Origin of the sequence: Agrobacterium sp. M50-1, assembly GCF_049843495.1 — a bacterium.
GTDB lineage: Bacteria > Pseudomonadota > Alphaproteobacteria > Rhizobiales > Rhizobiaceae > Agrobacterium > Agrobacterium radiobacter.
Map to the genome: position 1 here is coordinate 71660 of NZ_JBBHZH010000003.1, position 23529 is coordinate 95188.

Annotated in this window: 20 protein-coding genes; 8 read left to right on the top strand and 12 right to left on the bottom strand. The window is 60.3% G+C overall.

Features of this window, described 5'->3' with window-relative positions; all coding sequences use genetic code 11:
* Positions 1 to 19: 19 nt before the first annotated feature.
* The 3 genes from WDZ78_RS07900 to mprF form a co-directional block, all read right to left on the bottom strand.
* Positions 20 to 1348: a telomere resolvase gene (locus WDZ78_RS07900; protein ID WP_020011711.1), complete on the bottom strand. Its 1329-nt coding sequence runs from the start codon at positions 1346 to 1348 to the stop codon at positions 20 to 22.
* A 297-nt stretch (positions 1349 to 1645) separates the two neighbouring features.
* The gene (locus tag WDZ78_RS07905) at positions 1646 to 3016 is read right to left on the bottom strand and encodes a virulence factor (RefSeq protein ID WP_020011710.1); all 1371 of its coding nucleotides are present in this window, start codon (positions 3014 to 3016) and stop codon (positions 1646 to 1648) included.
* Entirely contained in the window at positions 3013 to 5613 is a 2601-nt protein-coding gene (gene mprF, locus WDZ78_RS07910; RefSeq protein ID WP_020011709.1) for a bifunctional lysylphosphatidylglycerol flippase/synthetase MprF, read from the bottom strand. The genes WDZ78_RS07905 and mprF overlap by 4 nt, the downstream gene beginning before the upstream one ends.
* 274 nt (positions 5614 to 5887) lie before the next feature.
* Here mprF and WDZ78_RS07915 point away from each other — a divergent pair, with 274 nt between their 5' ends.
* On the top strand, positions 5888 to 6181 hold the full coding sequence (locus WDZ78_RS07915) for a hypothetical protein (RefSeq protein WP_020011708.1): 294 nt from the start codon (positions 5888 to 5890) through the stop codon (positions 6179 to 6181).
* 58 nt (positions 6182 to 6239) lie between these two features.
* Here WDZ78_RS07915 and WDZ78_RS07920 read toward each other — a convergent pair whose 3' ends face one another.
* Positions 6240 to 7280 carry a dipeptidase gene (locus WDZ78_RS07920; RefSeq protein WP_026363928.1) on the bottom strand — a complete coding sequence of 347 codons (1041 nt, stop codon included), beginning with the start codon at positions 7278 to 7280 and terminating at the stop codon, positions 6240 to 6242.
* A 234-nt stretch (positions 7281 to 7514) separates the two neighbouring features.
* Here WDZ78_RS07920 and WDZ78_RS07925 point away from each other — a divergent pair, with 234 nt between their 5' ends.
* The 7 genes from WDZ78_RS07925 to WDZ78_RS07955 all read left to right on the top strand — a co-directional run bounded on the left by WDZ78_RS07925 (position 7515) and on the right by WDZ78_RS07955 (position 15432).
* Complete coding sequence (locus WDZ78_RS07925) at positions 7515 to 9110, top strand: ABC transporter substrate-binding protein (protein WP_020011706.1); 1596 nt, start codon at positions 7515 to 7517, stop codon at positions 9108 to 9110.
* 2 nt (positions 9111 to 9112) lie between these two features.
* Entirely contained in the window at positions 9113 to 10126 is a 1014-nt protein-coding gene (locus WDZ78_RS07930) for an ABC transporter permease (protein WP_020011705.1), read from the top strand.
* On the top strand, positions 10123 to 11025 hold the full coding sequence (nikC, locus tag WDZ78_RS07935; protein ID WP_020011704.1) for a nickel transporter permease: 903 nt from the start codon (positions 10123 to 10125) through the stop codon (positions 11023 to 11025). The genes WDZ78_RS07930 and nikC overlap by 4 nt, the downstream gene beginning before the upstream one ends.
* Before the next feature lie 3 nt (positions 11026 to 11028).
* Positions 11029 to 11859 carry an ABC transporter ATP-binding protein gene (locus tag WDZ78_RS07940; protein WP_020011703.1) on the top strand — a complete coding sequence of 277 codons (831 nt, stop codon included), beginning with the start codon at positions 11029 to 11031 and terminating at the stop codon, positions 11857 to 11859.
* Positions 11856 to 12596, top strand: a complete 741-nt coding sequence (locus WDZ78_RS07945) for an ABC transporter ATP-binding protein (protein WP_020011702.1) — start codon at positions 11856 to 11858, stop codon at positions 12594 to 12596. The genes WDZ78_RS07940 and WDZ78_RS07945 overlap by 4 nt, the downstream gene beginning before the upstream one ends.
* Before the next feature lie 223 nt (positions 12597 to 12819).
* Positions 12820 to 14331, top strand: a complete 1512-nt coding sequence (locus WDZ78_RS07950; RefSeq protein ID WP_425672744.1) for a serine hydrolase domain-containing protein — start codon at positions 12820 to 12822, stop codon at positions 14329 to 14331.
* Positions 14332 to 14535: 204 nt separating this feature from the next.
* Positions 14536 to 15432, top strand: a complete 897-nt coding sequence (locus WDZ78_RS07955; protein ID WP_003503993.1) for a LysR substrate-binding domain-containing protein — start codon at positions 14536 to 14538, stop codon at positions 15430 to 15432.
* Between the two features lie 65 nt (positions 15433 to 15497).
* Here WDZ78_RS07955 and WDZ78_RS07960 read toward each other — a convergent pair whose 3' ends face one another.
* The 8 genes from WDZ78_RS07960 to WDZ78_RS07995 form a co-directional block, all read right to left on the bottom strand.
* Positions 15498 to 16364, bottom strand: a complete 867-nt coding sequence (locus tag WDZ78_RS07960) for a D-amino-acid transaminase (RefSeq protein ID WP_425672745.1) — start codon at positions 16362 to 16364, stop codon at positions 15498 to 15500.
* A gap of 20 nt (positions 16365 to 16384) precedes the next feature.
* The gene (locus WDZ78_RS07965; RefSeq protein ID WP_425672746.1) at positions 16385 to 17443 is read right to left on the bottom strand and encodes a P1 family peptidase; all 1059 of its coding nucleotides are present in this window, start codon (positions 17441 to 17443) and stop codon (positions 16385 to 16387) included.
* A 143-nt stretch (positions 17444 to 17586) separates the two neighbouring features.
* Positions 17587 to 18549 (bottom strand): sugar kinase, encoded by a 963-nt coding sequence (locus tag WDZ78_RS07970; protein WP_425672747.1) that lies wholly within the window; start codon positions 18547 to 18549, stop codon positions 17587 to 17589.
* Positions 18550 to 18570: 21 nt separating this feature from the next.
* Positions 18571 to 19629, bottom strand: a complete 1059-nt coding sequence (locus WDZ78_RS07975) for an ABC transporter ATP-binding protein (protein ID WP_425672748.1) — start codon at positions 19627 to 19629, stop codon at positions 18571 to 18573.
* A gap of 31 nt (positions 19630 to 19660) precedes the next feature.
* The gene (locus WDZ78_RS07980; RefSeq protein ID WP_026363927.1) at positions 19661 to 20482 is read right to left on the bottom strand and encodes a carbohydrate ABC transporter permease; all 822 of its coding nucleotides are present in this window, start codon (positions 20480 to 20482) and stop codon (positions 19661 to 19663) included.
* Between the two features lie 14 nt (positions 20483 to 20496).
* Complete coding sequence (locus WDZ78_RS07985; protein WP_020011696.1) at positions 20497 to 21435, bottom strand: carbohydrate ABC transporter permease; 939 nt, start codon at positions 21433 to 21435, stop codon at positions 20497 to 20499.
* Positions 21435 to 22766 carry an ABC transporter substrate-binding protein gene (locus WDZ78_RS07990; RefSeq protein WP_425672749.1) on the bottom strand — a complete coding sequence of 444 codons (1332 nt, stop codon included), beginning with the start codon at positions 22764 to 22766 and terminating at the stop codon, positions 21435 to 21437. Before WDZ78_RS07990 ends, WDZ78_RS07985 begins: the two co-directional genes overlap by 1 nt.
* 103 nt (positions 22767 to 22869) lie before the next feature.
* A complete protein-coding gene (locus WDZ78_RS07995) occupies positions 22870 to 23526 on the bottom strand; it encodes a GntR family transcriptional regulator (RefSeq protein WP_020011694.1) in 657 nt (218 codons plus the stop codon).
* Positions 23527 to 23529: the final 3 nt, after the last annotated feature.

Below are 23529 nucleotides of genomic sequence, written 5' to 3' on the forward strand. Positions count from 1 at the left end.
GCGAGAAAACTCTAATTCATCATGCCTTGCGGGAAACCGGTGCGATTGTCGCCATCTGCTGCAACGTCCGTTCGTTTGTGCGTTTGGCCCGTGCCAGCGCATCGTCGCGATCTTCCGGCAGGGTGTAGGTCATATAGGAAAGCGAGGTTTCGAGGTCGTTATTGTTGTGTCCGAGAATGGCGGCGAAGTAGCTGTTCTTGGTCACATGCGGCGGCGCGAAATTGTGAAAGGCCACCTCGGCATAGAGGTGCCGGAGGCCATAGGGCTTGGGAAGTTCTTCCTTCGGCCAGAGATCCTCGAACAGGTTAAAAACCGTGTCCCTGAGCAGCAGGCGGGTTTCCGATGAAAAATCATCGATCGGCATGCCGTGCCACAATTTTCCCTGCCCGCTTTCGCGCAGGCGCTTATAGGCCGCCAGAATGGTTTCCGAGCGGGCAAGCACCGGGATTTCATAGGTCACCCCGAATTTCGTTCCCTCACCCTGTTTCGTCTTGGCCTGGCCGTTGAACAGGAGGCTCCATTTGGAAACGCCCTTGCCATAGGGGGCAGGTGAAAATTCCGCCTGGGTGAAGACTTCATAGGGGCGGCGTCCTGTCATGCCGATCAGGCCGATGCCGATCATCAGAGGATCGGCGGACAGGAGTTTATCGGCGCAGATCTTCAGAACCTGTCGATAATTCTCGAAGGTGATCAGTGCGCCGTGCTTTCTGGCGATCTTCTCCATCTTCACCCGGCGTGCATCGTCATACATCGCGGCATCGCCGGTGGCGATCTTCAGCATCGGGTGATCATCACCAAAAGCCTCGCGGATGGCGTTACGATATTTGGTGATGTAGGAGATGATCGTGGTCTGGGCTCTGCCCTTCATGGTGCTGATTTCAGCATTCCACAGGGTCTGCATCTCGTCTTTCGTACCCATGCCGTTCATCGCCGAAATGAAATCGGCGATGCGCAGGAGAACGGTCGGCTTGCGGCCGGCGGTATTGAATTCCGCCCGTTCGATTTTTTCGACAATCGATGTCGCCACACCGGTTTTCGGATAGTCGGCGCGCTCGATATAGGTTTTCAGCCGCTCGCGCAGCTTCTTCATGTTGCAGATGGCAAGCGGCGTGCTCTTTACGCCGAACTCGGCCTTAAGGGCATAGCGATATTTCATGATGTAGAGTTCGAGCGTCTTTTCGGTGCGGCCATTGTCGAAATGGTAGCGGACCTCGGCGTCCCACAGATCGCGGATTTTTCTGTTTCGCGAGGCGTCGTCGCTTTTCATCGCCTCCCTGACCTCACCAACGAATTGATCGATGCGCTCAACGAGGACCGGTGTTTTTGTTTTTCGTTTTAAGGCGGGCATGCGGCGGCTCCCTGAACCGGTCGGGAAATATAAAATCCATCTTTGGCGATCAACAACAGCATGGTTGCGGGAATATGATGAACATTCGCCGCAGGCCGATTTCTTTTGAATAATAGTTTGACCGATTCCGCAAGCATGGCGGTGATTTAGGAAAATATGGGAAACGGTTTTCGAGCGGCGTCGCTCGCCCAGGAAGCTGGAAAATGCTGCCGGCTTCCATGGTTCACGCCGGTAAAATCCAGCGGCATTATTCACCCGGCTTCGGAATGTCTGCCAAGCCTGCCGCGATTGGCCGGCTTACTTCGGCAGTCGGGTCTTCAGCGCTGCCACGATCTTGTTGGCAAGCGCCTCGTAATCCTCGTCGAAATGATGGCCGCCTTCGATGCCGAGCGTTTCCACGCCCTTCGCCTTCAGGCCGGGGCAGGGGTCTTCATCCTCTTCCTCCGTGCCATAGATGCACTGCACCAGTTTCGGATCGATCTTGGCGATATCATCCACGGTCTTGCCGCCCTTGCCCTCTCCGGCAACGCCGAGCCAGCCCTGAACGGAAATTTCGAAATCCACTTCCGTGGACAGGCCCATGAGCGTGAGCTGCACGACATGTGATTTCGCCCGTTCCGGCAGGAGGTTATAGGTGGCGGGAATGATGTCGGCGCCGAAGGAATAGCCGATCAGCACGACGTTGCGAACCTTCCATTCCTTGCGATAGGTGTCGATGATGCGTGCAAGGTCGCCCGCCACTTCCTGCGGCTGTTTTTCTTTCCAGAAATAGCGCAGCGCATCGACGCCGATCACGGGAATACCCTGCTTCTGCAATGCGCCGCCCACTTCTTCGTCGAGATCGCGCCAGCCGCCGTCGCCGGAATAGATCACCGCCATGGTGTCCATCACCGGGCTGGTTTCCAGAACCTTGATCGGCAGGCCGAGCGGGCTGTCGGTGTCGCCTGCGGCATCGACCTGATCGGACAGGGTCTGGGTCAGAACCTCGTCCGCCTTGTCATCCACATCCGTCACGTCGATATCGGGATGCAGCTTGACGAGCGCGTTGACGTGGTCGCGGCCCTTCTGGTCCGCAGCCGGCGTGAACAGCACGCTCACGGGGGCGGGCAGCGGGCCATCGGTCAGGCCATAGACCGTTTCGCCATCGGCTTTGTCCTTGGTGGCGGGGGTGCAGAGGATCTTTTCCAGCGGCAGGCCGGCCTTGGGGTCGACGGCTATGGCTTCCCTAATGGTCGAGACCGGGCTCTGCGCAATCATCGCCAGCGCCAGCGTTCCGCCCTTGCCGATGCCGGTGAGAATGGGCTGGCGATAGCTGTTGGTGCCGGCGGTGCGCTGGATCTGCTGCGACAGCGACTCGATGTCCGAGATCATATAGATGCATTCGTCTTCATCGGCCTCGAGCGCCTTCAGATATTCCTTGAAGTCGATGCCGACCACGGCGGCGCCCTTTTCCACCAGCGCCTTGGCGCGGGTCTCGTCGGTGCTCGTCCATCCGTCCGCGTCGGAAATCAGGAAGACGCTGGCGAGAATTTCGCCATCCGGCACCATGATGTGCTCGGCGGGGATCATGCCGGTCTCGTAAGCGGGCTTGTCCTCAGCAAAAACTGCGGTGGAGGCAAACAGGGCGGAGGCGGCAAGGACTGCTTTCAACACGCTGGATTTTCTCATTTTCCGATTACTCCTCTGACGCCGCCGCTAATCAGAACCGTCGCGTCCATCAGCGCCAGAGCGGCGTCTGCGCCATTCTGCACGGCGAGGTAACGCGGTTCCCATTTCGGGTGGAACTTTGCCTTGAAGGCGCGAAGTCCCTTGAAGTTGTAGAAACGTTCGCCGTGTTCGAACAGCGTGCTGCCGATGCGGTCCCAGACGGGCGCCGCATCGCGCTTCGACATGCCGGACATCGGCGCCATGCCGAGGTTGAAGCTCTCATAGCCGGCCTCGCGCAGATATTGCATGATGCTGACGAAGAGAAAATCCATCGAGCCGCGCGGCGCATCCGGCGAAAAGCGCATGAGATCGACGGTGGCTTCCTTTTTCGTGTCGGTCACCATCAGATTGGCGAAGGCGGTGATCTTGCCGTCCTTGCGCAGCACGGCGACGGGTTGCGACAGGATGTAATCCGGCTCGAAAGCGCCGAGCGAGAAGCGTTTTTCGCGGGTATTGTGGTGGGCGAGCCAGCCGTCGGAGACCTGTTTCAGCTCCTCCATAATATCCGCCACCTGCGCTTGCTCGACCACCTCGAAGGTCAGTCCGTCGCGCGCACCGCGGCTCAGCGACTGGCGAAGATTGGCGAGCTTGCCGCCCTTCAGTTCGAATGCGGTGAGGTCGACCAATGCCAGTTCGCCCAGCTTGAAGGCGCGCAGGCCCGCATCGGCGCAATGGGAGAGGAGGAACGGTGAAATCTGATAGAAGGCGGCGCGTGCACCGGCAGCGCGGGCGGCTTCCACAAATTGCCAGACCAGATCCGGGAAATCATCCTCGTCGCCCACCGGATCGGCAAAGGCGATCCAGGAGCGGCCCTGAATACCGTACATGATGAAGGCGTTGCCGCTTTCGGAAAACATCACGTGCTTGTCGCCCATGCGCACAAGATTGGCGTCGGCCGCATCCTGTGTCATGACGATGCCGGTTGCACTCGTGACGTCGTCGGCCTTGATAGCGTCCGGCCGGAAGGCCACCGGCCGCATCAGGCTGAAAATGGCGATGGTGGAGGACGCAAGCACGAGGCCTAAAAGGGCGCGCAATCCGCGCGGCGCTTCCTCTGAGAATTCGAACTGCCACCATAATGTCTGGCTGTAATCCGTGTCGCGGTAGACGAAGAGCAGGATTGTCGCTGCGCCGGCAATAATGACGGCCATGGCGGCGAGCCAGCTTGGGCCCAGCGCCTGTTTCACCAGCGAGGCATGGCGGTTGAAGCTGCGCATATTGACGGAAAGGGCCGCGATGAAGACGCCGAGAATGGCGGCTTCGAAGACTGCAATGGCCTTGAGGAGGGAGAGAACCAGCGCCAGCGAGGCGGCGACCAGCGCAATCCACCAGGCGCCATCCAGCCGCTGCCCGAGGCCGCGCGAGGCGACGACTAGCACGAGACCGAGAATGCTGGTGAGAAAATGCGCCGCCTCAACAATCGGCAGCGGCACGAAATTGGACAGGAAATCCAGATTGCTGTCGGGTGTCGGCGTCACGCTCGAGAAGATCAGCATGGTGCCGAGGATCATCGCGAAGGTCGATAACAGCGGCGGCGCGAGCCTGACGGCAAGCTGGCTGATATCGGAGACAACAGGCTTTGCCGCGAACTGCTTCATCTCCGAGACGAGCATGACCAGAATGGCCACCACAAGCGGCAGGACGTGATAGATCACGCGGTAGAGAACGAGGCTTCCGAGCAGCTGGTCGACGCTGATGGCGTTGCCAAGCCCCGCGACCATCACGGTTTCGAAGACGCCAAGACCGGCTGGTACATGGCTGAGGACGCCGAGGCCGACCGCGGTGGCGTAGATTGCAAAAAATGTCGGCCAGCCGAGATGCGTGTCGGGCAGGAGGACATAAAGCACGGAGGCGGAGGCGGCTATATCGAAGGCGGAGACGAGGAACTGGCGGGAAGAGGTTCGGCTGTCGGGCAGGCGCAGGCGCCATTTGCCGAGCCGGATCGCGTGCCCGTTACGCCCGATATAGGCCGCCACCGCGAGAACCGCGATGACGGCGAGCGCCGCACCTCTGAGGATGACGGCATCAACGCCGATGATGGCGGCGATGCGCGGTGCAACGATGAAGGTGGAGATGGCGCTGACCGAAAGCAGGCCAAGCCCGAAGGACAGTGTGACGAAGGCGATGACGCGGGCGATTTCGCCGGGCGACAGACCCAGCCGCGAATAGGCGCGAAAGCGGATGGCGCCACCGCTCAAGGGACCGAAACCGGCAGTATTGCCTATGGCATAGGCCGCGAAGGCTGTTGCCGCCATGGGCGGAAAGGGCAGTTTGCGGCCGATATATTCGATCGCATTGGCGTCATAGAATATCAGCGCCAGAAAGCTGAGCGCGGTGAAAACGATGGCGAGCAGCACCGCCGAAGCCGAAGTCTGCGTCAGCGCATCGATGACGTCGTCATAACGGACTTCGGAGGTCAGGTGATAAATGGCGAAGGTCATCATCACGAAGACCAGCGTGATGGCAATCGCGGTCAGATAAGGACGGTTTCTGGCAAAAAAGCTTTCAACCGCGGATTCAGTAACATCGGTCTGTGTAATTTCGCTCTTGTCTGCCATTTACTTTGCCCAGCGCCCGTTCCTGTTGGCGAACCATAGGATTGTGTCGCTAATTCGTTTCTGTTGCGGAAATGTGATTAGCAGAAAAGCATGAAGTGTCGATGTGAAGTTTGTGTCGCATCATGCACGAATTTCGCCAAGTCTAGAGCGGAAATGCAACTATGGAATGCATGATTTGCCGGATTGTTCCGAAAGGCGGCAAATTGACCGTTGCGGTTGCTTGGTGGTGCCGTTTGATGCGACTACACGCTCCTTTCGATTGAAGGAGATGCCAATGAACATGCCCGCAAGAATAGTCGTTTCGCTCGTCGTCGCCCTCGTGGCCGGGGGCGGATACATGGCGGTGGATAAGATGCGCGGTGCCGAATGGGTCGTTTCGCCGCAGCAGATCGCGGAGGCCAAGGCAAAGGGGCAGATGGGTTACGAATCCCGTCCGGGCACCGTGACCGTTTTGCCGATCCGCAGCGAGACGGCGGATGTGCTGCCGATGAAATGGGCGATGATTGGTGTCGTCGCCGGGCTTCTGGCCTTCCGGGCGAGCGGCAAGAAAAAAGCGGCAAAGGCTTAAGGGCCTGCCGCTTCACGTCTCCGGCGTTCTGCGCCGGAGACGGATTTGACGCTAAGTCTTATGCGCCCCAGGTTTTTTCGAGCACGCGGATCCAGTTGCCGTGGCAGATCTTGGCAAGCGCCTCGTCGTCATAACCACCATTGCGCAGGGCCTGGACCAGCAATTGCAGGTCGGCCGCGTCCTTCATGGCGGCGGGAATGGTGGTGCCGTCGAAATCCGAACCGAGTGCGACGTGATCGATGCCGATGCGGTTGACGATATAGTCCACGTGGCGCACCAGTTCGTTCAGGTCGGTATTCGGGTTCTTCACGCCGTCCTGCCGCAGGAACAGAACGCCGAAATTGATGCCGGCGAGACCACCCGTGTCACGGATGGCGTCCAGCTGACGATCCGTCAGGTTACGGCTGTGATTGCAGAGCGCATAAGCGTTGGAATGGGATGCCACCAGCGGTGCATCTGATATCTTCGCTATATCCCAGAAGCCCTGCTCGTTCATATGCGACAGGTCGACCATGATCTTCAGTTCGTTGCAGGTCTTTATCAGCCGCTTGCCGGCCTCCGTCAGGCCGGGGCCGATATCCGGCGTCGAGGGGAAACGGAAGGGCACGCCGTAAGCGAAGATATTCGGGCGGCTCCAGACCGGTCCAAGCGTGCGAAGGCCCGCTTCGTGGAGAACGTAGAGCGCATCCAGATCAGCAGCGATCGCTTCCGCGCCCTCGATATGGAAGACGGAGGCGAAAGCGCCTTTCGCCATGGCGTCGCGGATATCGGCGGCCGTGCGGCAGACCTTGAGCGCGCCTGCAGACTGTTTCTCGGCGCGGAACAAAAGAGCGGCCATGGCGAGCGTCGCCTTTAGCGCATCCGCCTCGGCGGGGGTCGGATAGTCGCCGTTAGCGTCCTTGTCCATGCTGGGTGAAGGCACATAGGCGGCGCAGAGACCGCCGGCGAGGCCGCCTTTTTTCGCGCGCGGAAGATCGATGTGGCCGACAGTATCCCCTTCGATGAGAAGCGTTTCGGGAGAGGCGTTGCCCGATCGCCATAACCGCAGAAGCACGTCGTTGTGGCCGTCGAAGACGGGTACGGTTTTTTGATCGGTCATGGTCATTCACCTTTGGATAGGGGGAGGGCGCGGGCGCACCTATTCAGACTTTTGGGAATTGGTAGAGGAAAGGTCAAGGCGGGAGCAAATGCAATCCGTGCATAGGCTCTGCCAAATTTGGAATTGGTCGGGCCTCGTTTGCTCGTGGTAATCGCGGGAAAACATAAAAAAAATGACTGGATTGGGGCAAACCCACACCGTTTCCGAAAAATAAGGTCCGAAAGGGGATTTTCGATGATTTCAAGACGCAACCTGCTGATTGCCGGCGCTGCCGTTCCGTTCCTGTCCTATGCGCGCATTCCGGCCTTTGCCGCGACGCCCAAGGATATTCTGGTGGTCGCCCAGCAGCTGGACAATATGACGAGCCTTGATCCGCATGAAGGTTTCGAAGCCGTCGGCGGTGAAATCATCTCCAACATGTACCAGAAGCTGGTGCGTGCAAACCGCGAAGATTCCACCAAGGTCGATCCCGTCATCGCGAAATCCTGGGAAGCTGACGCTGACAGCAAGGTCTTCACCTTCGTGATCGGTGACGAAGCCACCTTCTCCAGCGGCGCGAAAGTCACGGCGGAAGACGTTGCCTTCTCGCTGCAGCGCGCCATCAAGATGAACAAGAGCCCGGCCTTCATCATCAGCCAGTTCGGCTTCACGCCTGAGAATGCCGAGACGACCATCGTTGCCGCTGACGACAAGACGGTGAAGCTGACGACCGCGAAGCCGACCGCCATCTCCTTCCTGCTGTATTGCCTCTCCGCCAATATCGGCGCGATCGTCGAAAAGAAGGCGGTTCTCGCCAATGCTTCGGGCGAAGACCTCGGCAATGGCTGGCTGCAGAAGAACAGCGCCGGTTCCGGCGACTTTGTCCTGCAGGCCTGGAAGCCGAGCGAAAGCGTCGCGCTGACCGTCAATCCCAACGGCCCTTACAAGGGCAACATCAAGCGCATCATCCTGCGCCACGTCACCGATCCGTCTTCCCAGCTTCTGATGCTGCAGAAGGGCGATATCGACATTGCCCGCGACCTCACCTCGGAACAGCTGCGCAGCGCCCAGAACGACGCGAACATCGAACTGGATCGCAAGAGCATCGCCTCGCTGGTACTGATCTCGCTCAATCAGGGCAATGAGAACCTTGCCAAGCCGCAGGTCTGGCAGGCCATCAAGTGGGCGCTGGACTACAAGGGCATGCAGGAAAACATCGTGCCGCTGTCCCACAAGGTTCACCAGAGCTTCGAGCCGGAAGGCTTCCCCGGCGCCGTCGATGACACGCCGTTCCAGCGCGATGTCGAAAAGGCCAAGGCGCTGATGGCGGAGGCCGGCCTTGCCGACGGTTTCGAGATCACCATGGATCATTACTCCGCCCAGCCCTACCCGGATCTGGCGCAGGCGATCCAGGCAAACCTTGCCGATATCGGCATCAAGGTTCGCCTGCAGTCGGCCGAGAACCGTCAGGTTCTGACCAAGATGCGCGCCCGCGAGCATCAGATGGCGCTTTCCGCATGGGGTACGGATTATTTCGATCCGCATTCCAACGCCGATGTCTTCAACATCAACAAGGACAATGGCGACGACGCCAAGTCCAAGCCGTTCCTGTGGCGTTCGCGCTTCAAGAACGACGAGTTCGCCGCCAAGGCGGAAGCCGCCCGCGACGAGAAGGATCCGGCAAAGCGCGTGGAGCTTTATGAAGCCCTGCAGCGCGAGCACATGCAGAACAGCCCGTTCGTCTTCATGTTCCAGACGACGAAAACGGCTGCCTTCCGTAAGGGCGTTTCCGGTTTCGAACTCGGCGTTCTCTCCGAGGGCAATTCCTACCACGATGCGAAGAAAGCGTGACATTGAACAAGCGCGTCAAAAGCATATCGTCGATACTGAGCAGCGTCTTCCTGACGCTGTTCGGTTTGATGGTCATCACCTTCATGATCGGGCGCGTCATGCCCGTCGATCCCGTCATCGCGGCGGTCGGCGACAATGCGCCTGAAGACGTCATCGTGCGCGTGCGTGCGGAAATGGGCCTCGACCAGCCGCTGGTCGTGCAGTTCTTCCATTATGTCTCGCAGGTTCTGCACGGCGATTTCGGCAATTCCATCCTGACCCGCAATCCGGTCTGGATCGACATCAAGCGCGTCTTCCCCGCCACTTTCGAACTTGCCACCGCAGCCCTCATCCTTGCTGCGCTGATCGGCATTCCGCTCGGCGTCTGGGCCGCCGTGAAGCAGGGCAAGGTGACCGACCAGGTCATCCGCGTCGTCTGCCTTGCAGGTCATTCCGTGCCGGTCTTCATGCTGGCGCTGATTTCGCTGCTCGTCTTTTACGCCACGCTTGGCGTTGCACCCGGACCGGGCCGACAGGATATCATCTATGACGGCATGATCTCGCCGGTCACCGGCCTGATGACGGTCGACACGCTGCTTGCGGGTGACTGGGACGCCTTTTACGACGCCATCGCCCATATGGTGCAGCCCGTCTGCATTCTCGCCTATTTCAGCATGGCCTATATCACCCGCATGACGCGCGCCTTCATGATCGATGCGCTGAAGGGTGAATATGTCATCACCGCCCGCGCCAAGGGCTTGTCCGCCATGACCGTGATCTGGGGCCATGCCTTTCCCACGGTCGCCGTGCAGCTCATCACGGTTCTCGCCCTCACCTATGCCGGCCTTCTCGAAGGTGCGGTGGTGACGGAAACCGTGTTCAGCTGGCCGGGCCTTGGCCAATATCTCACTGTCTCGCTCATGAACGCGGACATGAACCCGGTCGTCGGAGCAACCCTGTTGATCGGCTTCATCTATGTCGCCCTCAACCTGCTCGCAGACGTGCTTTACAGAGTTATGGATCCTCGCGTTCGATGATGTTAGCTAATTTCAGAAACTGGGCTCTGGATGAGACGCCGCATTCCCGCAGCCAGGCTGCCTGGGGAAACCGGTACCGCATCTGGCTGAACCTCAAGTCCAACCCGCTGGCGGTGGTCGGTCTGACCATCATCGTCCTCTTCATCGCGCTGTCGCTGCTGGCGCCGTGGCTCGCGCCCTATGATCCGGCAACGCAGAACCTCGGCAACCGTCTGGCATTTCCGAGCGCGGAACACTGGTTCGGCACCGATGAATTGGGTCGCGACATTCTCTCGCGCATTCTCTATGGCGGCCGCGTCACGCTCGGCATGGTCATCGCCGTCGTTGTTCTGGTTGCGCCGATCGGTCTCGCCATCGGCTGCATCGCCGGTTATTTCGGCGGCATCGTCGATACGGTGCTGATGCGGGTGACGGACGTGTTCCTGGCTTTCCCGCGCCTCATTCTGGCGCTGGCCTTTGTCGCGGCGCTGAAGCCCGGCGTCGAAAGCGCCATTCTCGCCATCGCGCTTACCGCCTGGCCGCCCTATGCGCGTCTGGCGCGCGCCGAAACCATGACGGTGCGCGGCAGCGACTTCGTCGCGGCCTACCGGCTGACAGGCGCTTCCGCCTGGCGCATCATCGCCCGTCACATCGCGCCGCTCTGCGTGCCGAGCCTTATCGTGCGCATCACGCTCGACATGAGCTCGATCATCATCACCGCCGCCAGCCTCGGCTTCCTCGGCATGGGCGCACAGCCGCCTTCGCCGGAGTGGGGCGCGATGATTGCGACTGCAAAGCGCTTCATCTTCGAACAATGGTGGGTCGCCACCATTCCGGGCATTGCCATCTTCCTCGTTTCGCTCGCCTTCAACTTCCTTGGTGATGGCCTGCGCGACGTGCTCGACCCGAAGGGACATTGAGCCATGCTGGTCGAAATCGAAAATCTGAAGATCGCTTTCCAGACTCGCACTAGCCGTTTCGAGGCGGTGCGCGGTGTTTCCATGAAGCTTGGAACCGAAAAGCTCGGCATCGTCGGTGAATCCGGTTCGGGCAAGAGCCTCACGGCGCGCGCGCTGATGAAGCTCCTGCCCTCCAATGCCGATATCAGGGCCGACAAGCTCTCCTTTGACGGTATCGACGTGCTTTCCGCCAGCGAAAAGCAGATGCGCCAGATCCGGGGTAAACGGGCGGGTTTCATCCTTCAAGATCCGAAATATTCGCTGAACCCGGTCAAGACCATGGGCGCGCAGATCGCGGAAGCCTGGCGCGCCCACAAGGGCGGCAGCAAGCGTGCGGCCATGGAAGCGGCCATCGCGCTGCTCGATCAGGTGAAGATCCGCAATCCGCGCCAGGTCGCCTCGTCCTACGCGCATGAGGTTTCCGGCGGCATGGGCCAGCGTGTCATGATCGCCATGATGCTGGCGCCCGATCCCGAGCTGCTGATTGCCGACGAACCGACCAGCGCTCTCGACGCCACGGTGCAGGCGGAAATCCTGCGGCTGATCGAGGAGCTGGTATCGGAACGCGGCATGGGCCTCATCCTCATCAGCCATGATCTGCCGCTCGTCTCGCATTTCTGCGACCGCGTGGCTGTCATGTATTCCGGCCGGGTGATGGAGGAACTGAAGGCTTCCGAACTCCTGAAAGCCCAGCATCCTTACACCAAGGGTCTCTTGAACTGCATTCCCTCGCTGACGCATCCGCGCGAGCGTCTTCCCGTCCTTAACCGTGATGCAGCGTGGTCCAGCCAATGATCGACGTCGATAATCTCCGTATCAAGTTCGGCGACCGTGAAGTGGTGAAGGGCGTGTCCTTTTCGGTAGAAAAGGGCGGCAGCTTCGGCATCGTCGGCGAAAGCGGCTCGGGCAAGTCCACTATCCTGCGCGCCATGGCCGGCCTTAATGAGAGCTGGGAAGGCCGCATCGCCTTTGCCGGCAAGGATGCGCCGCTGAAGCGCACGCCGGAATTCTTCCGGCAGGTGCAGATGGTGTTTCAAGACCCTTACGGGTCGTTGCATCCGCGCCAGACCATCGACCGCATTCTCAGCGAATTGCCGCTGGTGCACGGCATGGACAATATCGAAAAACGCATCCAGCAGGCGCTAACGGATGTGGCTCTGCCGCAGGCGGTGCGTTTCCGTTACCCGCACCAGCTTTCCGGCGGCCAGCGCCAGCGTGTGGCGATTGCGCGTGCCCTGATTGCCGATCCGCAGGTTCTGCTGCTCGATGAGCCGACTTCGGCGCTCGACGTTTCGGTGCAGGCGGAAATCCTGAACCTGTTGCAGGACCTGCGTGCGGCGCGCAACCTCACCTATATCCTCGTCAGCCACAATCTGGCGGTCATCGCGCATCTCTGCCCGCAGGTGGGCGTGATGCTGAACGGTGAAATGGTCGAGCAGCTGAGCGCGGGCGATCTGCGCGAGGGCCGTATCAAACATCCGCATACGGAAGAGCTGCGCAGCCTGAGCATCCGGCTGGAAGAGCCGGCCTGAGGGGCAGCCCCTAGCCTGCGTTGCGCACAGATTGAGCGGGCGCGGCTCTCTTCTTCTCCCCGCCGGGGAGAAGGTCGCGGCAGCGGGATGAGGGGCAAGCTCTCCGAATCCGGCAACGTCGCCCCCTCATCCGACCCTTCGGGCCACCTTCTCCCCGGCGGGGAGAAGAAACAAGTGGTGACGTCGAGGTTATCGGCGTCGAAACAAGACACGAGACCGAACAATGTCACAGCAACTCGACTGGAACGCCGCTTCAACGCTTGCCGAGAGCTTTGTCTCGCAATGGGCGGGCAACGAGCCGGGCGGGGCGGTGATTGGTTTCGATCTCGGCGGCATCCGGTTTGCCCATGCGGGTGGCGTTGAGAGCCTTTCGACCTTCACACCCTTCACGCCGAAAAGCGTGGTGCGTTATGCCTCCGTCACCAAACACGCCTTCTGCGCCATGGTGCTTGCCCATTCCGATCTGATCGGGCTTGACGATCCGCTCGGCAAGCATCTGCCGGAGCTGCAATCGCCGCTCTGCGACGTCACAGTGGGGCAGGCGCTGGATATGAGCGGCGGCCTGCCGGACACGCGCGAATGCCTCTCTCTGCTTGGCCTTTCCGTCTACACCGAAACGAAGGCCCGTCCGCTTCTCGACTATCTGGCGCGGCTGACCCGGCTGAACTTCGATGCCGGCAGCGAGGTTTCCTATTCGAATACCGGCTATCGTCTGGTGGAAGCGGCGCTGGAGCGCCACGGTTTCCGTTTCGACGATTTCGTGCAAGCGCAAATTGCCCGCCCGTTCGGCGTTTTCCTGAAGGCGCCGGATGTCTGGAACGATCCGGTCGATGGATTGGTACCCGGCTACTGGAAGGCGGAAAGCAACTGGCAGCTTTCGGCGGCCGGCCTGCATATTTCCGCTTCCGGCAGCCTTGCCGGTAGCGCGGAAGCACTGACCCGCTGGCTGCAGGGCCTGATGCGCGGCGAGGGCAGCTTTGCGGGTGTTCTGGACGGACTTTCCACTGAGCGGCCACTCGCCGATGGACGGATGAGCGAATATGGCCTCGGCCTGCGCTGGTCCCACCTCGGCGAACGGCGCTTCATCGGTCACGGCGGTTCGCATCCGGGATATAAGACTTACTTCCTGCTCGATCCGGAAAACGGTACAGGCTTCGTTGTGGTGTCCAATCGCGAGGATACCAACGGCTTCAAGATCGCGCTGGAAAGTATGGCGGCTTTGACCGGCCTGCCGCTGCCCAAGCCCGCCGCCAGCCTGCCGGAAGGCCTCTATGTTACCGAAAGCGGACCGTGGTGGCTGGAGATCAAAGGCAGCACGTCGACTTTCATCGATGGCGACGACACGCTTTATGAAGATGCCGATGGCTGGGTGTCGTCGCGCTCCGCATCTTCGCCAATGCGTCTCAAGCTTGAAGGCGATGCGATCGTCGGTGAGGCAGGCCACGCCGTCCGCCGTTTCGTGCCGGTGGGCAACCACGCCGTGCCCGATGATCTCTCGGGGTCGTGGCGCTCGGATGAGGGAGCCGAATTCACGATCAGCGGTTCCTCGCTGACCATGGGCATCGGCCCGACGCGTCGCAGCATGCCTCTGAAGGCGCTCGGCAATGGCCGTTTCCTTTTCACGCTGATTGACGGGCCATGGACGAAGCGTGTCTGTCTCAATCGTCTGGGCGATAACCGGATCGAGCTGGTTTCCAGCCGCGCGCGGATGATCGAATATTCCAGAGGCCGCTAACGGTCTGAAACCGATCCCCATCGCGTCCCGCAAACTTGACGTCATCCTCGGGTCAGGCCGAAGGATGACGGAAGAGAGTTTCGTGGCAGTTTATCCGTATTTTCGGCCTTCCTAAAAGGGTTTCAATCAGCCCTTATTGCTCCTAATAAAGACCCCATGTTCCGGTTGAAGGCCGGGACGACATCTTTGTGGGAGAACAGGCCCTTGGAAGTCAAATGGCTCGAGGATTTCCTGGCGCTGGCCGGAACGCTCAATTTTTCGAAGGCGGCGGAAGAGCGGCATGTCACGCAATCCGCCTTCAGCCGGCGTATCAAGCAGCTTGAAGCCTGGGTTGGGGCGACGCTGGTTGACCGTGCGTCCTATCCCTCACGGCTGACCGAGGCGGGTGTGAAGTTCGTGCCGGTGGCGCAGGAGACGCTGAAGCAGCTTTATCATGCGCGGCGCACCCTGCTGCAGGAAGAAGGGGCCGATGCGAGGACCGTTCGGCTGACGGCCCTTCATACCCTGTCCTTCACCTTCTTTCCCGACTGGCTGAAACGGGTGAACGAGACGGCCGGGCCGCTATTTTCAGTATTGCGCCCCGATTCCGGCAGCATGGAGGAAAACCTCAATTCGCTGGTGGATGGGCAAAGCGATTTCCTTCTGACCTATGCCCATCCCGAAGTGCCGATGCTGCTTGATGCGCAGACCTTTGAGTTCCGCGTGCTGGGTGCGGAAAACATCATTCCCGTTTCCGCGCCGGCGAAAGATGGTTCGCCGTTGCATGCGCTGGTGGAAAATGCGCGAAAACCCTTTGCCTATCTGGATTACGAAAAGGCCTCGTTCTTCGGGCCTTTGCTGCGCGATCTCCTGAGCGCGCGCCTGCCGCAGTTCGAGCGGGTGCATGAGGGCAGCATGTCGGTGGGGCTGAAAGCCATGGCGATGGCGGGCTGGGGTGTCGCCTGGGTGCCGGAAAGCCTGATGCGGCACGAGCTGGATAGCGGCACGCTGGTTCGCGCCGCCGATCCCACCTTCGATATCGCCGTCGATATCAGGCTCTATCGTTCGAAGGAGAACCGCCGGCCCGTGGTCGAGCGCATCTGGGCGGTTCTCGAGGGTTAGAGCATTTCCAGGAAAAGTGGACCCCGGTTTTCCTTCCGGAAATGCGACAAACAAAACGCTTTCGATCAGATCGCCGTGCGGCGGGCGTTTTCGAGGTAGAGGGCGCGCAGGCGGCTCACCATCGGGCCGGGCTTGCCATCACCCACCGGCTTGCCGTCGATCTTCGTTACGGAAACCACGAAGTTGGAGGCGCTGGTCAGGCAGGCTTCATCGGCGTTCATCGCCTCTTCCAGCGTGAAAGGCCGCTCTTCCAGCGTGAAGCCGGCTTCCTTGGCCAGTTGCAGGGCGGCAAGGCGGGTGCAGCCGGGCAGGGTCTTGTTGCTGTTGCCGCGGGTGATGATCTTTTTATCGGCGGTGACGATGTAAGCGGTCGAGGAAGCGCCTTCGGTCACGAAACCATCCTCGATCATCCAGGCCTCGTCACAGCCTTCTGCCTTGGCGATGCGTTTTGCCATGACCTGCGGCAGCAGGCAGACGGTCTTGATGTCGCGGCGTTCCCAGCGCTGGTCGGGAACGGATTTGACAGCGATGCCTGCCTCTTCGACCGGGGTGCCGATGAGCTTCTTGGCCTGCGTGAACATGACAAGCGTCGGCTTGATATCAGCGGAGAACAGGAAGTTGCGGTCTTCCGCACCACGCGTCAGCTGCAGGTAGATCATGCCTTCGACGAGGTTGTTGTCGGCGATCAGGCGGCGTTCGGCCTCAACGATTTCCTTCGTCGTGACCGGCAGGGCCACGTCGATTTCGCGGGCGCTGCGCTCCAGCCTGGTCATATGCAGGTCGCTGTCGATCAGCTTGCCTTCGAGAACGGAGGTGACTTCATAAATGCCGTCGCCGAACAGGAAACCGCGGTCGAAGATGGAAAGGCGGGCTTCCGCCTCGGGCAGGAATTCGCCGTTGAGGTAAACGATGCGACCGGATTGGCTAGTCATGAAAACTCCGTCTGGAAAAGTCAGGCTGAAAGAAGGGTTTTAAGGGTATCGATGCAAATGGCATCAACCGTTGCGGCCTTGCCGGCGCCGGCATTGAAGCCTGATGTCGTCGTGGCCGTGCAAAGTGAGTTGAGGATCGCCTCCTCGGTCGCCTCTATTGCTGCTTCGAAGAGCGGCGAGATCGCATCGTTGGAAAGCTCAGGATAGTCTGTGACAGCCTTGCGGCGTGCAGGCGTGCGGCGAAGGCGCTCGTTGGTGGAAAATGCCAGCGCGTAATCGCCAGATCCATTGCTTAGTGCTGCGCCCGTGCGGGCCAGCCCACCAAAGCTTCTGGCGGCCAGGCGCTTCAGATTGCGGGACGACAGCGGCGCATCGGTTGCAACCACGATAACGATGGAGCCGTCCTTGTCTTTGTGATCAGGGCTGACATAGGGCTTGCCACAGACCAGCAGATGGCCGCCGTAATTGGACTGCACGAGAACGCCGAGCGTATAGGTCTCCCCCGCGATGCTGGCGATGCGGGATGCAGTTCCGATGCCGCCTTTCATGCCGAAGGCCACCGTGCCCGTTCCGGCTCCAACGCCACCCTCGGCCACCGGGCCCGTGGCAGTGTTTCTCAGCGCGGCCGAAATTTCCTCGACGGTCGGACGTCCGGCGCGGATGTCGTTGAGGCGAGAATCGTTGGTCTCTCCGACGACCGCGTTGATGGACACCACTTTTTCATTACCCGGCTGCGAAAGCGTATGGAGGTTGATCGCCTCGATCGCCCGGCCGGTTGCAAGCGTATTGGTGAGGATGACAGGCGTTTCGAGTTCGCCGAGTTCCTCGATCTGGGTCGAGCCCGCAAATTTGCCGAAGCCGTTATAGACGGCGAAGGCGGCGGGCACCTTGTCCTGAAAAAGATTGCCGTCATGCGGCAGGATCGCGGTTGCGCCGGTGCGGATCGTCTCGCCTTCAAGCACGGTCGAATGGCCGATGGTCACGCCTTTGACATCGGTGATGGCATTGAGCGGGCCGGTCTCGAAATGGCCGGGCCGGAAACCGATATCGCGCAGTCTCGGGCGGGTCGTCTGATGCATCGGGCGATCACTTTTGCGGAATGCAGGCTCAAGGTGGAACAAGCGCGGCTTTCGAAAAGCTTTGCTCTGACTTGACGTTAGCCTAGTTCGCCGGGAAACGGCATCGCAAAAATGGAATAGTTTTATGCGGGCAATGGATGCGCTCAGGAGGCGCGTAGCGCCGGTCCCCGTTCACGCTCCAGCCATTGCCGCATCGCGTCTTCGGTCTCTTCGCGTGTGGGTGCGCCGATGCGGCCGCCGAAGACCGTGCATTTGAGCGCAGCGGCAACGGAGGAGAGCCGGATGGCGGCGCGGCTTTCCATGCCTTCGGCCATCGCCAGCGCAAAGGTGCCGTGGAAGATATCGCCTGCCGCCAGCGTATCAACCGCTTTGATCTGCATCGTTTCCTGAAAATGGACAATCGGGTCGCCTGCTTCCGTCCAGTAGCAGCCCGCCGGTCCGGCAGTGACGGCAATAAAGGTCTGCGGATAGCGGGCGTGCAGTACCGGCAGCATGTCCTTTACCGTCTCAAGTCCCGTCAATCGGGCGGCGGCTGGTTCGGAAAAGACGATATGGGTTGCGGCAGGTGCAAGCTTCTCAAGGGTTTCGACCGGTGCAACGTCTCCATCGAGAATGGCGGGCTTGCCGAGCGCGCGCGCTACATCCAGCACATCGAGCGCCAGTTCCGGCCAGCGCACATCCACCAGAACGGCGTCGAAAGCGGCGAGGTCCGCCGGCGTGCAGGAGCGCTTCTTTTCGTGCAGACTGTGATCGTAGAAAGGCACGATCAGCCGCTCGCCACGATCATCGATGATGATTGTCGAGAGTGCGGAGCGTGCGCCGGCGGCCACCGTCATGCCTGATGTGTCGATGCCGCTTTCGGCGAGGTCGCGCAGGATGCGGGTGCCGGTCTCGTCGTCACCCACAGCACCCCACAGGCTGGCGCGGCCGCCCATGCGGTGCACGGCATAGGCTGCGCTCGACGCCATGCCTTCGGCAATCTGCAGCATCTCATAGGGCAGGACCTTGCCTTCGCCCTTCGGCATCTCGTGCACACGAAAAAGGGTGTCGAGCACGGCGGCGCCCACGCACAGCACATGCCTGCGGCTCTCGTGTTCGCTGTCCATGCCCGTCACCCTTCTCAGTTCTCAGATGCGCTTGCCGTTTGCCTTATCGAAGAGATGCACCATTTCCGGGTCGATGGCGATATGGATCGTATCGCCGAACCGCACGTCCAGCCGCTCGCGGAACAGGCAGGCGATCTCGTCGCCCTTGCAGTTCAGCTTGGCGTAGATTTCCGAGCCGGTGCCTTCGACCAGTTCAACCCGGCCTTCGATGCCGCCGCTTGCCGCGCGAATATGTTCGGGGCGCACGCCGTAGACGAGGTCGCGGCCACCCAGTGCGGCAATATCGCTGTTGGCGGGCAGGGGGAGGCTGAGGCCCTTCACCGTGCGGAACACGCCTTCTTCAACGCGGCCACGAATGAAGTTCATGGCGGGCGAACCGATGAAACCGGCGACGAAAAGGTTGGCCGGGCGGTCGTAAAGCTCGAGCGGCGCGCCGATCTGTTCGATAACGCCGTCATGCAAGACCACAATCTTGTCGGCCATGGTCATGGCTTCCACCTGGTCGTGGGTGACGTAGATGGTGGTGGTGCCGATGCGCTGGTGCATGGCCTTGATCTCGCCGCGCATCTGCACGCGCAGCTTGGCATCGAGGTTGGAGAGCGGCTCATCGAACAGGAAGACCTGCGGATCGCGCACCAGTGCGCGGCCCATGGCGACACGCTGGCGCTGGCCGCCGGAAAGCTGGCGGGGATAACGGTCCAGCAACTTGTCCAACCCCAGAATGGCGGCGGCCTTGTCGACCTTCGCCTTGGTTTCGTCGGCGCTTACCTTCTTCAGCTTCAGCGCGAAGCCCATATTGTCCTTCACCGTCATGTGCGGATAAAGGGCGTAGTTCTGGAAGACCATGGCGATATCGCGATCACGGGCGGGCAGGTTGCTGACCTCGCGTGTGCCGATGTGGATTTCGCCGTCGCTGACTTCTTCCAGGCCCGCAATCATGCGCAGCAGGGTGGATTTGCCGCAGCCGGAAGGGCCGACGAGCACGACGAATTCGCCATCCTTGATATCGATATCGATGCCGTGGATGATGTTGACCGCGCCGAAGCGCTTCTGGACGTTTTGAATATTGACCGGTGCCATGTGGATGTTCCCGTATTTTTAACTGGTTGGTTCAGCCGCCCTTGACGGCGCCGGCGGTCAGGCCCGCCACGATCTGTTTCTGTGCGAACATGGTCAGCAGCAGTACCGGCAGCGTCACGATGAGCGCGGCTGCGGCAAGCGGTCCCCAGCTCACCTGTTCGAAGGAGAGCATGTTGTAGACCGCGACCGGCAGGGTGCGCGTTTCACGGCTGGCCAGCACAATGCCGAAGACGAAGTTGTTCCATGAGAAGATGACCGCGAGGATGAAGGAAACGACGATGCCGGGCTTGGCGATCGGCAGCGCCACCAGCCGGAACACCTGCCAGGACGATGCCCCATCGATGCTTGCCGCCTCTTCCAGTTCCTTCGGCGTGGTCTCGAAATAACCGATCATGATCCAGACCACGATAGGCACCGTCACCACCAGATGGATGATGATCTGCGGCCAGAGCGTGCCCAGGAGGTTCAGCCATTGGAACAGCAGGAACAGCGGAATAAGGAAGGAGAGGCCGGGTGTCATGCGGGCGATCATGATGACAACAGCCGATTTTTCCGCCTTCAGCCGGGCGATGCCGTAACCGGCGGGCACGCCAATCACCAGCGCCAGAATGGTGGCGGCACCCGTGACGAGGACCGAGTTCCAGAAATAAAGGAAGAAATTGTTCTCCTCGAACACTTTCACATAGTTTGACCAGGCGAAACGTTCGGGAATGAGGATCGGCGGATAAGCGCCGTTGTCGATTTCATATTTCAGCGACAGCGAGATCATCCACATGAAGAACAGGATGACCGGCGAGATCATCACCAGCGCCACGAAGAACAGGCCGATGCGATCAAGCGTCTTGCGTTTCAGGATTTTTGCAGACATCAGCGATCCTCCATCTCGTTCCATTGCGAGCGCTGGCGCACCATCAGAAGCACGAAGGAGAGCGCCACGATGATGATGAAGAAGACGACGGCCATGGCCGAGCCGTAACCGATGTCGTAATAGGCGAATGCCGTGTTGTAGAGATAGATGTTGATGGTTTCAGACGCCGTGCCGGGCCCGCCTTGAGTCATCGCATAGATGATGTCGAAGCTCTTGACGGCGTCGATGGAGCGGATGATGACGGCGATCATCAGGAACGGCGCAATCATCGGCATGGTCAGGTAACGGAACTTCTGCCAGGCGTTGGCGCCGTCGATTTCGGCGCTCTCATAGGGTTCGCGCGGCACGGCAGCGAGACCACCGAGCACGATCAGCATGACGAGCGGCGTCCATTGCCAGGTTTCCACCAGCACCAGCGAGGGGATGACGGTGGACTGGTTGTAAATCCATTCCAGCGGGCCGATGCCGATGAAGGAGAGCAGATAGTTCAGGACGCCGAGCTGCGGGTGGAACATCATGGTCCAGACCAGCGCGATGGCGACCGGGGTCGCCATCATCGGCATTACAAAGACGCCGCGCAGAAAACCGCGCAGCGGAAACTGCGCATCGAAAACCAGCGCCGCCAATGTTCCAAGGAACAGCGGGGCGACGACCGACAGCACGGTATAGATGAGCGTGTGCCAAAGCGATTCCCAGAAGCGTCCGTCACTTGCGAGCCGGATGTAGTTCTCGAAACCGATAAAGCTTTGCTCCTGTCCGAGCGTCCAGCGATGCGCGCTCATCCATAGCGTAAAGACCCATGGAAAAACGATCACCGCCGAAATGACGACAAGTGCCGGTATGACGAAGGGCCAGTAGTTGGGGGCAAGCCTTGCCGGCCTGCTCCCTTCCTTGCGACTGACGCCTGTTTTGGTGTTTTCGATGCTCACGGAGGCCATTATCCCTCGCTACGCGCCAGAACGGGTGCGAACTGTTCCGTCGCCTTCTTGAGTTCGGCTGCCGGGTCTGCGCCGCCGATCATGTTGGTGAGGCCGACGCCGTAGATGTCGCGGAATTCCGTCACCGGAATGATGACGGGCAGGGCAAGCTGCGAGACCTTGCCGGAACCGACGACCGCATCCAGCCAGGCGGCCGGCATCTTCACGCCTTCGCGCACCTTCTGGTCTTCAAGGATGGACTGGCGGAACGGAACGCCGGCACCCGCCTGCAAGAGACGCGCACCCATGTCGTGCGAGATCGCCCATTGGCAGAAGAGATAGGCGGCTTCCTTCTTGCTGCTGGCTTCGACAACACCCAGACCATCGCCGAAAGTACCGGCGGCCTGTGCTGCCGGACCCTTAGGCATGACGCCGTAACCGACCTTGCCGACCACGCGGGACTTTTCCGGATTCTCGATCGGCGGTGCAAAACCGACGCCATCGAACCACATGCCGATCTTGCCCTGCAGGAAGGCAGACTGCGCTTCCGCCCAGTTGAAGCCGGAGACGCCGGGAGGGGCGGCTTTGGTCATCAGGCGTTGATAGAGTTTTGCTGCCTCGACCGCTTCCTTCGATTCGGTATCGATCTTTCCGTCCGCGCCGATCGGCTTTGCGCCGTAACCCAGCATCAGTGAGGTCCAGACCGGGGTATTGGCGTTCTTCAGGCCGCGGGCGACGAAACCATAGGTGTTGGTGGAAGGATCGGTGATTTTTTCCGCTGCCGTCACCAGTTCCTCGAAGGTCTCAGGGTATTTCAGGCCCTTGGCTTCAAAGAGTTCCTTGTTCCAGTAGACGATCCAGTAATCCACCGAGAAGGGCAGCGAGCGCAGCACGCCGTCACTATCCTTGGCAAACAGCATGCCGGCCTCGGCGAAGTCCTTTTCGACAAGCGACGGATCGGTGAGCGACGGGTCCTTCAGGAAGCCGCTGATATCGGCCAGCCACTTGCCTTTTTCGAACTGGCGCTTCTGAACGTGGTAGCTCAGATGCACCACATCGAAGCTCGGCTTGCCGGAGGAAAGCTCGATCACGACCTTCTGGCGCTGCTGCTGCTCAGGCGTTGCTTCGGCATTGACCTTGATGCCGGTCAGTTCCTCGAATTCGCCGAGATATTTGATCAGTGTTTCGCTGCGCGGGCTTTTGACGAGATTGACCTCAAGGGTGGTGCCGGCGTGTTTCTTCCAGTTCACCGCCGCCGATGCCGGGCGAATGCCAAGCATCGCGCTGCCGCCGATCGCTGCCGTGCCTGCCAGAAAGGCGCGGCGCGTGGGGTTGAGCAATGAATGCGTCATGTCTGTTCTCCTCCAGTTAGCCGGAAATTCTCCTCACCCCGGCTTGTTGCTTATTTTCATGCAATTCCGGCGCAGGACCCTCAGTGTTCCTGCCGGAATTGCCCTATACCGCCAGCGCCCTGTCCCTTGCGTTGCGGATATGGGCGGTCAGCCGCTCCACGGCGTCTTCGACAGACCGTTTCTCGATTGCTTCGAGAATGGCGAGATGTTCCTTCATCACCGATTTGACGTGACCGGCGATGCGAAAGCGCTCCTGATTGATGAGGCGCATCTTGATGGAATTGACCCGGTAAGCATTCGAGATGATCGAATTGCCGAGGCTATCGATGAAGGCGTCGTGCATGCCCCAGTCCACCTGCTGTGCGTGCTGGTCAAGCTCCGGCGATTCTCCGCCCTTTTCAGCCGCTTCGGCGATATCGCGATGCTGTTTAAGGAGCTTCGCGATGGTCTCGTCCGAAGCCGAACGGGTAAAGAGCGCCACGGCCTCCTTTTCGAGAAAGATACGGAACTGGAACGCTTCGCGGATGAGGTTGATGTCGATATGGGCAACCTGCAACCCGCGCTGCGGCACGGTCTTGATCAGACCTTCCGCCTCCAGCCGTGGAATTGCTTCCCGGATCGCCCCTAGCGGCAAACCGGTCAACTCCACGAGGCGGCGCTGCGAGATGAATTGCCCCGGGCGAACGTCGCGCGAGAGAAGGTGATGCGTAAAGCTTTCATACGCCCGTTCCCGCAATGTCTGTTCGCCGGTATCGTCCATGCT

Coding starts and splice junctions, on each gene's coding strand:
- WDZ78_RS07950 (WP_425672744.1), top strand. CDS start 12,820: ATGTCACAGCAACTCGACTGGAACGCCGCTTCAACGCTTGCCGAGAGC.
- WDZ78_RS07945 (WP_020011702.1), top strand. CDS start 11,856: ATGATCGACGTCGATAATCTCCGTATCAAGTTCGGCGACCGTGAAGTG.
- WDZ78_RS07970 (WP_425672747.1), bottom strand. CDS start 18,549: ATGGACAGCGAACACGAGAGCCGCAGGCATGTGCTGTGCGTGGGCGCC.
- WDZ78_RS07995 (WP_020011694.1), bottom strand. CDS start 23,526: ATGGACGATACCGGCGAACAGACATTGCGGGAACGGGCGTATGAAAGC.
- nikC (WP_020011704.1), top strand. CDS start 10,123: ATGATGTTAGCTAATTTCAGAAACTGGGCTCTGGATGAGACGCCGCAT.
- mprF (WP_020011709.1), bottom strand. CDS start 5,613: ATGGCAGACAAGAGCGAAATTACACAGACCGATGTTACTGAATCCGCG.
- WDZ78_RS07900 (WP_020011711.1), bottom strand. CDS start 1,348: ATGCCCGCCTTAAAACGAAAAACAAAAACACCGGTCCTCGTTGAGCGC.
- WDZ78_RS07920 (WP_026363928.1), bottom strand. CDS start 7,280: ATGACCGATCAAAAAACCGTACCCGTCTTCGACGGCCACAACGACGTG.
- WDZ78_RS07990 (WP_425672749.1), bottom strand. CDS start 22,766: ATGACGCATTCATTGCTCAACCCCACGCGCCGCGCCTTTCTGGCAGGC.
- WDZ78_RS07940 (WP_020011703.1), top strand. CDS start 11,029: ATGCTGGTCGAAATCGAAAATCTGAAGATCGCTTTCCAGACTCGCACT.
- WDZ78_RS07925 (WP_020011706.1), top strand. CDS start 7,515: ATGATTTCAAGACGCAACCTGCTGATTGCCGGCGCTGCCGTTCCGTTC.
- WDZ78_RS07960 (WP_425672745.1), bottom strand. CDS start 16,364: ATGACTAGCCAATCCGGTCGCATCGTTTACCTCAACGGCGAATTCCTG.
- WDZ78_RS07985 (WP_020011696.1), bottom strand. CDS start 21,435: ATGGCCTCCGTGAGCATCGAAAACACCAAAACAGGCGTCAGTCGCAAG.
- WDZ78_RS07965 (WP_425672746.1), bottom strand. CDS start 17,443: ATGCATCAGACGACCCGCCCGAGACTGCGCGATATCGGTTTCCGGCCC.
- WDZ78_RS07975 (WP_425672748.1), bottom strand. CDS start 19,629: ATGGCACCGGTCAATATTCAAAACGTCCAGAAGCGCTTCGGCGCGGTC.
- WDZ78_RS07915 (WP_020011708.1), top strand. CDS start 5,888: ATGAACATGCCCGCAAGAATAGTCGTTTCGCTCGTCGTCGCCCTCGTG.
- WDZ78_RS07905 (WP_020011710.1), bottom strand. CDS start 3,016: ATGAGAAAATCCAGCGTGTTGAAAGCAGTCCTTGCCGCCTCCGCCCTG.